The sequence below is a fragment of the Pseudoduganella violaceinigra DSM 15887 genome (assembly GCF_000425385.1).
Lineage (GTDB): Bacteria > Pseudomonadota > Gammaproteobacteria > Burkholderiales > Burkholderiaceae_D > Rugamonas > Rugamonas violaceinigra.
The window spans coordinates 501,251-514,935 of the sequence record NZ_AUDI01000001.1 but is presented as its reverse complement, the minus strand read 5'-3'; the positions used below and the strand labels follow the sequence as shown (position 1 = coordinate 514,935).

The following is a 13,685-nucleotide window of genomic DNA, read 5'->3' as shown; positions in this document are numbered from 1 at the left end:
TGGGCATGGTTGATGACGCAATGTTGTTCGACGACGATGACAAGCCCGCTCCGTGCGCGGCGCTTCCCCCGTGGGACATCCTCGTTGTTGACGATGAGCAAGCTGTGCACCAGGTGACGGAACTGGTGATGGCCGATTTCGAATTCGACGGCCGCCAAGTCCGCTTTTCCCACTGCTATTCCGCCGCTGAAGCGCGCCGGCAGCTCTCCCGCCCCGGCCAGTTCGCCCTGATCCTGCTCGACGTCGTGATGGAGTCGGAGCATGCCGGACTGGACCTGGTGCACTATATCCGCGAAGAGCTGGGCGACCGCCATGTGCGCATCGTGCTGCGCACCGGCCAGCCGGGCCAGGCGCCGCAGGCGCTGGTGCTGAAAGCCTACGATATCAACGACTACCGCGAGAAGACCGAGCTGACGCACGCCAAGCTCAGCGCCGTGTTCTTTTCGGGCCTGCGCGGCTACCGCGACCTGATGCGGATCGAGCGCGCCCGGCAGGGGCTGCGCCGCTCGATCGATGCCATCACCCAGGTCGGCGATTCGGACAACCTGCCCCATTTCGGGTCGGCCGTGCTGGAGCAGGCCGCCGCGCTGCTGGGACGGCAGGCCGAAGGCGTCTGCGCCAGCCGCATGAACGCCTACGCCGCCGCGCGCCAGCCGGGCCGCCTGCAGGTGCTGGCCGTGACCGATGCCTATGCCGGCCTGGCGCCGCAGGAAACCCTGGACCACCTGCCGGCGCCCGTGCGCGAAGCCTTCCTGCGCTGCATGGCGGAGCAGGCCGACCATGACGGCCCGCTGTACTACGCCTGCTACTACCGCACGCGCGACGGCAATGAGAGCTTGCTGTACATGTCCTTCAGCGACGCGATCGACGGCGGGGAGCGCGAACTGCTGGGCCTGTTCGCGGCCAATGTCGCCATCACCTACGAGCGCCTGCTGGCGCGCGAAGAGTCGGAGGCGACCCAGGAAGCCATCATCCACATCCTCGGCCAGGCGCTGGAAAGCCGCTCGGCGGCGTCCGGCGGGCACGTGGAACGGGTCGGCGAAATCGCCGCCATGCTGGGCGAAGCGGCCGGCATGCCGCCCGGCGCCGTGCGCCAGCTGCGCCGCGCCGCGCCGCTGCACGATATCGGCCATGCCGGCATCCCGGACGAGATCCTCAAGCTGCCCGGCCCGCTCAACGCGCAGCAGCGCCTGTGCATGCAGGGCCACAGCGATATCGGCTGGCATATGCTGTCCGCTTCGCCGCAACCGGTGCTGCGCCTGGCGGCGCGCATCGCCCACGAGCACCATGAGCGCTGGGATGGCGCGGGCTACCCGCAGGGCTTGCAGGGCGCCGGCATCAGCCTGGACGCGCGCATCACGGCGCTGGCCGACTTTGTCGACGCCATGGTGAGCCCGCGCAGCTACCGGCCGGCGCACAGCCTGCAGGAAGCGCTGGACGAGGTGCGCGACGGCAGCGGCACGCGCTTCGATCCGGCGCTGGCCGCTGTGCTGCTGCAGCACAGCGCCTACCTGCAGGACCTGTACCGCCGCCACCCGCCGCACTAGGAGCCCGCCATGGAATTATTCGACGCCAATGACGCCCGCATCCTGGCCGAAGCGGCATTGCGCGCGATCACCGACTCCACGGCGCGCGCCAGCGGCGAGGAATTCTTCCGTGTCCTGGTACGCGACCTGGCGGCGGCGCTGGATGTGACCTATGTCATCGCCGGCCGCGTGATCCGCATGCCGGACGGCCACGAGGGCATCCGCACGCTGGCGGTCTGGGGCGGCGCGGACTTCCTGCCGAATATGGATTACAGCCTGGAACACACGCCCTGCCAGGACGTCACCTGCCAGAGCATGTGCTTCCACGGCAGCGGCATCCAGCAGGACTACCCGCTCGATACGCTGCTGGTGGAGATGCAGGCGGAAAGCTACCTGGGCATGCCCCTGGTCGACACCGAGGGCCGCACGCTGGGCATCCTGTCGGCCATCGACACCAAGCCGATCGATGAAAACAAGCGCCTGCTGGCGCTGTCGCTGCTATCGATCTTCACGGCGCGCGCGGCGGCGGAACTGCAGCACCAGGATCGCGAGCATGTGCTCGAGGAAAAAGTCACGCGCCGCACGGAAGCCTTGCGCGCCGCCCAGGCCAGCCTGATGGAGCAGGAAAAGATGGCGGCGCTGGGGGCGCTGGTGGCCGGCGTGGCGCATGAGGTGAACACGCCGGTGGGGGTGGCGTTGACGGCGGCCTCGGCCATGAGCAGCTATACGGCGCAGCTGGTGCAGTCGCTAGAGGCGCCCAAGGTCAGCCGCTCCGACCTGGTCAACCTGGCCGCGCGCCTGAACGACGCGGCGGCGCTGATCGAGCAGAATTTGCACCGGGCCGCCGATTTGATCGGCAATTTCAAGCAGCTGGCGGTGGACCAGGGGAGCGAGCACGTCAGCACACTGGTGCTGAAGGACTATGTGCAGGGCGTGGTGTCGGCCCACAGTCCGGAGCTGCGCAAGGCCGGCATCAGGGTGGCGGTGGAGGTGGACCAGCTGCTGCGGCCGCGCCTGCCGCCCGGGAAGTTCTCCCAAGTGCTGTCGAACCTGCTGATGAACGCCGCGCGCCACGCTTACCCGGACGGGCAGGGCGGCCCGGTGACCGTGCGCGCCAGCGCGGCCGGCGGCTGGCTGGAGATGGATTTCATCGACCAGGGCGTGGGGCTGGCGCCCGGCGTGCGCGAACGGATTTTCGAACCCTTCTTCACCACCAAACGCGGGCAGGGCGGCTCGGGCCTGGGCATGCATATCGTCTACACCATCATGCAGCAATTGGGCGGCGCCGTGGAAGTGCACAGCGAACCGGGCCAAGGCTGCCGCTTCCATCTGCGCTTGCCGCTCGACGTTAAATTCGACCGGCCACCGGGCTGAATGGCATCGATCTTATTGGTTGTGTAAACACAACGTTGCAGTTTGGTAACGTCTTTCCGGCGTGATTTTTTTGTATCTTTGATTCTTATCAATGTAGCACCTGCCTCTGCCCAGCCCAGACGCGGCGCAATAAAAATTATTGATAAAGTAAGCTTGAATTGTGGAAAACTTAATTCAGATTTTGCAGAAAATAGTGCGGTTAATTTTGTGTAAATTTCATAAAGGAAGTAACGATGGTGCCCTCCGGGCGCAAGGCCTGCATACAGAAGGCGCGGCAATTATGCGTAACTTCGCGTATTTCCTCGATATTTGAATACATTCCTTCTAGTCCATATATTCCTTAGAAGCAACGTTGGTGACTAATTTATTGACGGATTGGTAAATGGCATGCTCCCATAAGCGTGCTGGAATCAGCCTACCTGTAAATGATTCCCGCACTCGCGGAGTGTGCGAGACAACCTTAAGTAGTCGAAATAAAAATCAACGATGAGACGGCTTGTGCTGGTGTGATCCACTTGCTGCTTGCTGGAAACTGCTTACTTTAGGAATAGATATGTTGAGAAAAACTGTAATTGCGCGCGCCTTGACGCTGGCCTTCGCGACCGGTGCCCTGGGGGTAGCGATGGTGAACCCGGCAATGGCACAGTCGAGCGCTACCGGTAATGTCTACGGTACGGTGGAAACGCCGGCCGGTGCTTCGGTGGTCATGACCAACGTCGAGACCGGGCTGAAACGTACGGCGGAGGTAGGGGCCAATGGTCGTTACCAAGCCACCGCCCTGCCGCCGGGCCGCTATAAAGTCGAACTGTTGCGCAACAACGCGGTGGCCAGCACTTCCGAAGTGGAGGTCCTGGCGGGCCAAGGCGCCAACGCTTCGTTCGGCTCCGTGTCCGCCGTGCAGGTAACCGGTCGCCGCTCCCGTATCGACGTGTCGAACACGAATAACGGCGCGGTATTCAGCGCCAAGGAATTGGCCAAGTTGCCGATGCAGCCCAACCTGAACTCGATTGTACTGCTGGCGCCGAACACGACCAAGGCTGACACGGCATACGGTGGTGCATCGTTCGGCGGTGGTGGCGCATCTGAAAACGCCTTCTACCTGAACGGTTTCGCAATCACCAATCCGCTGACCCAGCTGGGCTCGATGGAACTGCCATTCGGCGCGATCCAACAGGCTTCCGTGATGACCGGCGGTTTCGGCGCCGAGTTCGGCCGTTCGATCGGCGGTGTGATGAACGTTACCACCAAGTCCGGTACCAACAACTGGGAAGCCGGCGCGATGTACAGCGTCGAGCCGAACCGCCTGCGTTCCAAGCGTAAGAACATCTATTACGAAATGACGGGCGATCCATCCAATAAAGGTACCGACGGCAAGCTGCATTTCCGCCGCGACTTGGATGAGACCAACACTTACCAGTATGGCGCCTACATGGGCGGTCCGATCATCAAGGACAAGCTGTTCATGTTCTTTGCTGCCGACCAGACCATCAACAAGCAGAACAACCTGCAGCTGGGTTCCGACGCGACCACCATCGAACGTGACGGCTGGCGCGCGCGCCGTAGTCTGGAAAACCGTTGGGTTGGCAAGGTTGACTTCCAGGTAACCGATAACCATCGTTTTGAATTTACGTCGGCAGGGGACGATTGGCGTGAGCGCATCCACCGTTACGGTTACTCCCTGAATGGCGCCGACAAGGCCGCAGCTTTGGCAGCGCTGGACGGCTCGCCAAACAACACCCTGTACTCCCAGCTGATGACCAAGAATCCTGGCTCCCTCGGTATTAATCCGGGCAACCCAGGCGCTAAGGTCAATATGTTGAAGTACATCGGCAACCTGACCGACGACCTGACCCTGACCGCCTTGTATGGCCAGCTGAAGTCCGAGCGCGGCGTGGAGTACGAATACGGTGCCGCCGGTTCGTCCGTTCCGCCGTCGGTGACCGTGCCGTCCGTGTCCAAGCGCGTGCCATCGCTGGATGCGCAAGGCCTGTACAAATCCTACAATCCGTTCCCTGGTAACCTGAGCCGTCCGGGCGAAGACAAGGTGAATTCCTTCCGCCTTGACCTGGAATACAAGCTGGGCGACCACACCATCCGCGGCGGCCTGGATTCCAACAAGATGGACATCACCAGCGCCGGCCAAGCGACTTCCGGCGGTTCTGCCTGGACCTACCGCAGGGTTGATCCAGGCTCCGAGTGCTCGCAAAACAATCTGTCGAACGGTCGTCCGGCAGTTGTATGTAACTTCGGTGGCTTCGGCACCAGCGGTTACTATGCGCGTCAACGCGTATTCAGCTCCGTCACAGATGCCAAGGCCGACCAGACCGCGCAGTACATCGAAGACCGCTGGCAAGTCACCAAGAACCTGCTGCTTACCGGCGGCCTGCGTAACGAGGCATACAGCAATACTACCGGTGACGGGGACAAGTTCATCAACATGAAGCATCAGGTCGCCCCGCGCCTGTCCGCTTCCTGGGACGTGAATGGCGACGCATCGCTGAAGGTGTACGGTAGTGCTGGCCGTTATTACCTGCAATTGCCGGGCCAAGTGGCTGCACGTGCGGCATCCCGCTCGACCTTGACTGACCAGGACTTCACCTACACCGGCATCGATCCGGCCACGGGTGTGCCAACCGGCCTGAATGCGATCAACACGGCGCAGTCTCCTGACGGCGAGACCGGCGCCCACAAAAACCCGCAATCGGTGGTCACGCGTGACCTGAAGCCAAATTACCAGGATGAACTGACCCTGGGCTTCGAAAAAGCCTGGAGTCCGGACCTGAACTTCGGCGTGAAAGGCACCTATCGTAAGCTGGGCGCCGGTATCGACGATAGCTGCGACACCCGTATGCTCTATGATTTCGCTTTGAAAAATGGCATTCCTGTAGTTTCCAAAGACTATATGAACTGCTACATTTTCAATCCGGGCCGCGATGTAACCGTGTGGGTTGATGGCCACGACGCCGCCGGCAACCCGATCGTCAGCGGCAAGGGCCAGTGGGCGCACTTCACCGCTGCCGAAACGGGCCAGCCGAAAGCCGAGCGTAAGTACTTCGCGCTGGACATGTTCGTCGAGCACCCGCTGCGCAACGGCTGGTATGGCCGTGTCAACTACACCCTGTCGCGTAGCAAGGGTAATATGGAAGGCCAAACCCGTTCCGATACGCAGCAGGCAGACGTTGGTACGTCGGCTGGCTGGGACTTCCCTGAATTCGCGGCGAATACCAACGGCCTGCTGCCCAACGACCGTAAGCACCAGCTGAAAATGTTCGGCTTCTACCAGCTGACGCCGGAGGTGTCGGTGGGCGGTAATGCCCTGGTCCAGTCGGGTCGTCCAAAAGTTTGCCTGGGCACGGATGTTGATGCAGAGAACGGTTTGAAATTCGAACCGATTTCGGGTATCTATGGCGGCCCTGGTTATGGCGCCGAATACTTCTGGTGCAATGGCAAGCCGGCTCCACGCGGCTCCCTGGGCCGCCTGCCGACCGAGAAGCGCTTGGACCTGAACCTGACTTACTCGCCTAGCTATGTGAAGGGCCTGGCGTTCAAAATGGACGTGTTCAACGTGTTCAATTCGGAAGCAGTGACCGGCCGCCGTGAAGCCTACGACGACGGCTCCGGCCATGGCATCCTGGCGAACTACGGTGAAGCGCGCACTTTCGCTGACTCGCGCTCGGTCAAGTTGACGGTGGAATACAACCATAAGTTCTAATGTGACTTGCTCAAAAAACCGCGGCCTAGGTCGCGGTTTTTTCTTTTCTGGGGAGATGCAAAATGAAAGTAAAGGCCCTATTGCTGTGCCTGGCGGTCGCGCTGGGCGGCCCGGCCTTGGCCGACGAGCTGGCCGATGCCAACAAGCTGTTGGAAAACAAAGCTTACCCGCAGGCGCAGGCGCTGTTCACCAAGCTGGCCAATGGCGGTAACGCGGAGGCGCAATTCCACCTTGGCGAAATGTACTGGTACGGCGAAGCGGGTGGCGTCGACCTGGCCCAGGCGCGCAACTGGTTCGGCAAGGCGGCGGCGGCAGGGAACCAGGAAGCCGCCGCGGCACTCGACACCATGGCCCAGCGCGAGGCGCGCCACAAGGACATCGCTTTCTGGACTGGCGGCTACGATGGGCGGGATCTGACCAGCGGCGCCTTCCATTGCGCGCGGCCGGAGTTCCCGGCGCAATCAAAAACCAACGACGAGATCGTCAGGCTCGAAAAGGCCCACGGGGAATGGCAGAAGTGCTACAACGGCTTTGTCCAGAACCTGGGTGATGCGTTGCCGCCTGGCAAGCGCATCCCGCAGGATATTTCTCGCCTGATGAACCAGCCCGAGTATGACCAGGCCATTGCCCACTTGGACAAAGTCTACCGCGCCGTATCCAGGCAGGAGGGAGAGGCAGCTACCGCGACAACCGCTGCCTATCAGGCCTGGCATAAATCGACCGAGCAATTCGTTGCCACGCGCAATGCGGAAAGCAAACTGGAAGGGGACCTTGCGGCAGACCAGATCAGGCGCGCCAACCTGAGTACGGTCAAGAACGCGCCGCTCGGCAAGGGCGGGAAATAGCCCTGTGAAGGCTGGAGCCTCAGAAGCTCAGGCCTTATCGGCCGCCTGCATCGACAGCGCAACCGCCTCCGCCACCTTGATGCCGTCGACGCCGGCCGACAGGATGCCGCCGGCGTAGCCCGCGCCTTCGCCGGCCGGGAACAGGCCGCGCGTGTTTAGGCTCTGCAGGTCGTGGTTATTGCGCTTGATGCGGATCGGCGAGGAGGTGCGGGTCTCCAGGCCGGTCAGCACGGCGTCGTGCTTGAAGTAGCCCTTGACCTGCTTGTCGAAGGCTGGGAAAGCTTCGCGCAAAGCTACCACGGCGTAGTCGGGCAGAATGGTGGCCAGATCGGTCATGGTGATGCCCGGCTTGAACGATGGCGTCACACCGCCCAGTTCGGTGGAGGGGCGGCCGGCGACGAAGTCACCCATCAGTTGGCCTGGCGCATTGTAATTGGAGCCGCCTAGCACATAGGCTTGCTCTTCCAAGCGGCGCTGCAGCTCGATGCCGGCCAGCGGGTGGCCCGGATAATCCTCCTCGGGGCTGATCGAGACTACGACGGCGCTGTTGGCATTGCGCTCGGCGCGCGAATATTGCGACATGCCGTTGGTGACCACACGGCCCGGTTCCGATGCGGCCGCTACCACGGTGCCGCCGGGGCACATGCAGAAGCTGTACACGGCGCGGCCATTGCTGGCGTGATGCACCAGCTTGTAGTCGGCGGCGCCCAGGATAGGGTGGCCGGCATTCGGGCCGAAACGGCACTGGTCGATCAGCGACTGCGGGTGCTCGACCCGGAAACCGATCGAAAACGGCTTGGCTTCGACGTACACGCCGCGCTCGTACAGGGTCTCGAAGGTGTCGCGCGAGCTGTGGCCGATGGCCAGCACCACATGCTTTGTTTCGATATATTCGCCGCTTGCCAGTTGCAGGCCGTGCATCTGGCGCACGCCGTTTTCTTCGCGAATGTCGAAGTCGGTCACGCGCTGCTCGAAGCGGATCTCACCGCCCAGGGCCGTGATTTCTTCGCGCATGTTTTCCACCATCTTCACCAGGCGGAAGGTGCCGATGTGCGGCTTGCTGACATAGATGATTTCTTCCGGCGCACCGGATTTGACGAACTCGGTCAGCACCTTGCGACCGTAGTGCTTGGGGTCGCTGATCTGGCTGTACAGTTTGCCATCCGAGAAGGTGCCCGCGCCGCCTTCGCCGAACTGCACGTTGGACTCCGGGTTCAGCTCGCGCTTGCGCCAGAAGCCGAACGTGTCCTTGGTGCGCTCACGCACGGTTTTGCCGCGTTCCAGGATGATGGGGTTCAAACCCATCTGGGCCAGGATCAGGCCGGCGAACAGGCCGCAGGGACCCATGCCGATGACCACCGGGCGCGGCTGCCGGCCGGCGGCGTTCACCCCATGGGCCACGAACTTATAGGCCATATCGGGCGTGGGCATCAGGTGCTTGTCGTCGCTGCGGCGCGCCAAGATGCCGGCGTCGTCGGTCGTTTCGATATCAACCGAGTAAATAAGCGAAATATTCGCCTTTTTGCGCGCATCATAGCTACGTTTGTAGACGGTAAAGCCCAGCAACTGCTGAGGGGAAATTTGCAGGCGGGCGAGGATAGCTTGCCCCAGCTCCGATTCCTGGTGGTCTAACGGTAGTTTGATTTCATTTAGTCGCAACATGATGGCCTTTCCACGCAAGATGGGGCACGCAACGGGCCCAAAGGCGACATTTTACCCGCTTTCTGCCGTTGTATCGACGCAACTAATTGCAAGCTTGTCCGGCTCTTAACTGCGCAAGCCCTGTACTTTTCCAGCCGTTGATGCAATAGTTACTGTTCATCAAATAACACTCTTGATTTGAGGAATTATTCCTCAGGTTAATTGTCCGTTGCATCGACATTTAGTTCCGAATCCGAATTAAATAATGCGGTTACTCACTGGAATATTCCCAGGATTAATCCGCGAGCCTGCTTTTATTGCAAATCCCATCCGCGTTAATTGCACTCTATCTGTGCGATAGTTGCCCAATTGTTGGCAACTGTTTTGAACTACGAAGCACGAAAGTGTTGTGTTTTAATATTATTGGGTGTTTATTCATTGACTGGGTTGCATCTGGCATGATTCTATATCGCTGCCGGAATCAATTCACCTGTAAATGATTTGGCGCTCGCTAGAAGGGCGAGTCGACTTGAGAGAGTCGGTATAAAAAAACAATGCTGACGAAGGCGGGCGGCTGGTGAAATCCATTTGTTGTCCGTTGGAAATTGCTTACTTTAGGAACTGATATGTTGAGAAAAACTGTTATTGCACGTGCCCTGGCCCTGGCGTTCGCCACCGGCACCATGGGTGTGGCCGTGATGGAGCCAGCGATGGCACAGTCGAACGCCGCTGGTACGGTATATGGCAAGATTGCCGCCGGTTCTGGCGATTCGGTGACATTGAAAAATAACGACACCAACCAGACCCGTAATACCGCGGTCGACGCCAACGGTACTTTCCGCGTCACCTCCCTGCCAATCGGTACCTATACCGTAACCCTGCACAAGGGCAGCGCCACCGTTGGCACCACCCAGCTCGAAGTGCTGGCTGGCCAGGGCGTTGAAGCGGTGTTCCCTACCTCCGGCATGCAAGCAGTTCAGGTGACTGGCCGCCGCAGCCGCATCGACGTGTCGAGCTCGACCAACGGATCGACTTTCACCGCCAAGGAACTGGAAAAACTGCCTATGCCACGTAACGTGGAAGGCATCGTGCAATTGGCTCCTAACACCACCCGCGGCGACCCAACCTATTCGGCCGGTGCTTCGATCGGCGGCGGCGGCGCGTCCGAAAACGCCTACTACATCAATGGCTTCCCGGTCACGAACCCGCTGACGCAGCTGGGTGGCTTCGAACTGCCGTTCGGCGCGATCGCCCAGGCGCAAGTGCTGACCGGCGGCTACGGCGTTGAATTCGGCCGTTCCGTGGGCGGTGTGGTGAACATCACTACCAAGAGCGGTACTAACACCTGGGAAGCCGGCGCGATGGCGTCGATCACCCCACGTTCTATGCGCGGCAAATACCGTGATTATTACTACAACAACACCGGCGCCTTCCCTGCCGTGTTGAACGCCGACGGTAGTGTGAAATCTGGTACCGACGGTACCCTGCGCATGCGCCGCGAAGACAACAAGCTGCAGCAAACCCAGGAATCGGTGTACGTCGGCGGCCCGCTGATCAAGGACAAGCTGTTCGGCTTCGTTTCCCTGGAGCAGACCAAACTGGAAAGCAACGGCGTCTACCTGAGCCGTACCTCGACCACGTTGAAGGACAACGGCTGGCGCGACTACGAGACCACTACCAAGCGCTACTACGGCAAACTGGACTGGAACATCTCGGACAACCACCGTCTGGAATTTACCGCACTGGGCGACCTGCCGCAGACCGATACTTCTTACCGTTCTTATGACTACGCGACCCGTACCGCAGGTGCCACGGTTAAATCGTCGACCCATGAAGAATACGGTCCGTTCAATCCGAATGGCGGCCAAGCCAACATCCTGCGCTACGTAGGCAACCTCACCGATAACCTGACCGTCAACGCACTGTTCGGTAAGTCGAAGGCCACCCACATTTACCAGCCTGCAGGCTACGACCCAACCCTGGCCCAGGTGAGCGCACCGCCTGAAGCGCAGGTGCCAGGCTTCAACTACGAGGGTGGCCAGCCATTCTCGGACGACCAGCCTTACAACGGTTCGACCGACCGCGTCACGTCCAAGCGCCTGGACCTGGAATACAAGATCGGTACGCACACCCTGCGCGCCGGTCTGGACAACAACAAGATGTCCTCGCTGAATGCTGGCGACCAGATGGCCGGCGGCCAGACCTGGGCATACCAGCTGAACAAAACTCCAGGTGTGCCAACTGCAGTTACCGGCGGTACCATGAATGCAATGACCCCGCTGGGCGGCCTGGCAGCACAGGGTTACTACGTGGAACTGCGCAAGTCCTCCACCGTGTCGAACGCTTATGCTGGCCAGGATGCGCAATACCTGGAAGACCGCTGGCAGGTGACCAAGGACATCCTGGTGACGGCAGGTCTGCGTCGTGAAGGCTTCTATAACGCCAACCAGGACGGTACTAAGTACATCAAGATGCAGAACCAGTACGCTCCACGTGTGAATGCGTCGTGGGATGTAAACGGTGATTCCTCGTTCAAGGTATTCGGCAGCGCTGGCCGTTACACCATCCAGATGCCAACCCTGGTCGCTCTGCGTGGCGCCAACGGCTCCCTGAACACCAGCCAGTTCTATGCCTATACCGGTACCGACGCACACGGTGCACCGACCGGCTTGACCGCATTGTCCGGCGTCCTGTCCGGCAACGACGAGTTCGGCCAGGCGAAGGATCCGAACACCGTAGCTGCGCTGAAGATGAAGCCTTCGTTCCAGGACGAACTGACCCTGGGCTTTGAAAAAGCCCTGTCGCCGTCTCTGAACGTCGGCGTGAAAGCGACCTACCGTACGCTGAAGTCGACGATTGACGACTTCTGCGACAAGCGTCCATTCGTCAAATATGCTGCCGCGCACAATATCAACACCGCGAACTGGGCTGGTTTCAGCTGCGCATCGTTCAATCCAGGCGAAGACAATGATTTCCTGGTCGACTATGCTGGCAACAAGACCTACACTCAGGTTCACCTGAGCAAGGAAGACCTCGGCTTCGAAAAGGCGAAGCGTACCTACGCCGCGCTGGACCTCTTCGCTGAGCACCCATACCGCGACGGCTGGTACGGCCGTATCAACTACACCCTGGGCCGCAGCAAAGGCAACACCGAAGGCCAGACCTTGTCCGACACTTCGACCGGCCAGGGCGACGTAGCAGCGACCCAAACCTGGGACTATGCTGAGCTGATGAAGTACGGCTATGGCTCCCTGCCAAACGATCGCCGTCACCAGGTCAAGGCGATTGCCTTCTATGACCTGACGCCTGAGTGGACCGTTGGCGCTTCGGGCCTGTTGGCTTCTGGCCGTCCACGCAGCTGCTCCGGTACCAATCCGACCACTGGTGCCGGCACGGGCGCGCCGAACTACCAGTCGGCTTCGCACTACTGCTTCGGCGCCACCGGCCTGCAAAACACGCCTTCGCCGCGCGGAACCGTGGGGCGTCTGCCATCGGACCGTAATCTGGACCTGAACCTGGCCTATAAGCCGGACTTCTTCAAGGGCTTCAAAGTCCAGGTTGATGTGCTGAACGTGTTCGACGAGCAAACGACTCAGAAGGTGTACGAGCGTTACAACACCAACAACAGCCGTTACAACCTGTACGAATCGGTGATCAGCTACACCGCTCCGCGTTCCGTGAAGTTCACTGCGGAATACAACACCAAGTTCTAAGGAACTGGCGTGAAAAAAAACCGCGGCCTTGGCCGCGGTTTTTTCTTTATGGAGGAACATTCAATATGAAAGTATTTGTATTGAGCCTGGCGCTGTTGTTAGCCGCGCCCGTGCAGGCCGACGAGCTGGCCGATGGCATCAATGCCTGGGAGGCGCAGGATTTCACGCGCGCCCATCAATTGCTGGGCAAACTGGCGGCTGCTGGCAACGCGGAAGCACAACTTATGGTGGGTGAGATGTTTGGCTTTGGCGAGGGCGTGCCGGAGGATTTCACCCTGGCGGAAGTCTGGCTGAGCAAGGCTAAGGCCGCCGGTCATAAGGATGCTGCCGATTCCTTGCTGACCATGCAGGAGCGGCGTATGCGCAAGAAGGATATTGCCTATTACGTGTCGAGCTATAAGGGCGAGGAAGTCCGACTGGAGAGCTATCAATGCGTCGCCCCCGTATTCCCGGCGAACTCACTCTCGAAGGCCCAGATCAAGGAAGTGCAGGCGCAGATGGATGCCTGGATGGTGTGCTACCAGGCATTCTCCAAGGGCTTGCAGGAGGCTTTGCCGGCTGGCAAGCGGATTCCGCTTGACGTGGCCAAGCTGATGAGCCTCGGGGAGTTGCAGCAGGCGCGCGCCACCATGGATAAAGCGTACGCCCAGGTGGACGCGGATGCTCGCCAGCAAGGAAGCGCTGTGCTGGCCGCCCATGAAGCCTGGTATGGCAGGGTGGACGCGGACCAAAAGAAGCGCCAGCTTGACATCGAGCAACAGAAGAAACTGCTGGGCGATGTGAACCAGCAGTATCGCGAGCTGATGACTACGCCAAGCGCAATCTATTTGCCAAACGGCGCCCGGGGCAGCCGCCGATAAGACCATCGTCGCGG

The 13,685-nt window shown here is 60.5% G+C and carries 7 protein-coding genes; 6 read left to right on the top strand and 1 reads right to left on the bottom strand.

The annotated features are described in order from the left end of the window. Positions 1-5 precede the first annotated feature (5 nt). From H597_RS29475 to H597_RS29470, 4 genes are all read left to right on the top strand, one after another. Entirely contained in the window at positions 6-1,547 is a 1,542-nt protein-coding gene (locus H597_RS29475; RefSeq protein WP_083940908.1) for a response regulator, read from the top strand. Positions 1,548-1,556: 9 nt separating this feature from the next. Then, positions 1,557-2,900 (top strand): sensor histidine kinase, encoded by a 1,344-nt coding sequence (locus H597_RS0102380; protein ID WP_028100709.1) that lies wholly within the window; start codon positions 1,557-1,559, stop codon positions 2,898-2,900. 553 nt (positions 2,901-3,453) lie between these two features. Then, positions 3,454-6,612, top strand: a complete 3,159-nt coding sequence (locus H597_RS0102375) for a TonB-dependent receptor (protein ID WP_083940907.1) — start codon at positions 3,454-3,456, stop codon at positions 6,610-6,612. Between the two features lie 62 nt (positions 6,613-6,674). Continuing rightward, positions 6,675-7,457 carry a sel1 repeat family protein gene (locus tag H597_RS29470; protein ID WP_051293469.1) on the top strand — a complete coding sequence of 261 codons (783 nt, stop codon included), beginning with the start codon at positions 6,675-6,677 and terminating at the stop codon, positions 7,455-7,457. A 27-nt stretch (positions 7,458-7,484) separates the two neighbouring features. On the opposite strand, the gene H597_RS0102365 is transcribed toward H597_RS29470, so the two are convergent. Then, positions 7,485-9,119, bottom strand: a complete 1,635-nt coding sequence (locus H597_RS0102365) for an NAD(P)/FAD-dependent oxidoreductase (RefSeq protein ID WP_028100707.1) — start codon at positions 9,117-9,119, stop codon at positions 7,485-7,487. A gap of 605 nt (positions 9,120-9,724) precedes the next feature. Here H597_RS0102365 and H597_RS0102360 point away from each other — a divergent pair. Both H597_RS0102360 and H597_RS33040 read left to right on the top strand, forming a co-directional pair. After that, positions 9,725-12,811: a TonB-dependent receptor gene (locus H597_RS0102360; RefSeq protein ID WP_028100706.1), complete on the top strand. Its 3,087-nt coding sequence runs from the start codon at positions 9,725-9,727 to the stop codon at positions 12,809-12,811. A gap of 65 nt (positions 12,812-12,876) precedes the next feature. Further along, positions 12,877-13,671 (top strand): SEL1-like repeat protein, encoded by a 795-nt coding sequence (locus tag H597_RS33040; protein WP_051293468.1) that lies wholly within the window; start codon positions 12,877-12,879, stop codon positions 13,669-13,671. The last annotated feature ends 14 nt before the right edge of the window (positions 13,672-13,685 follow it).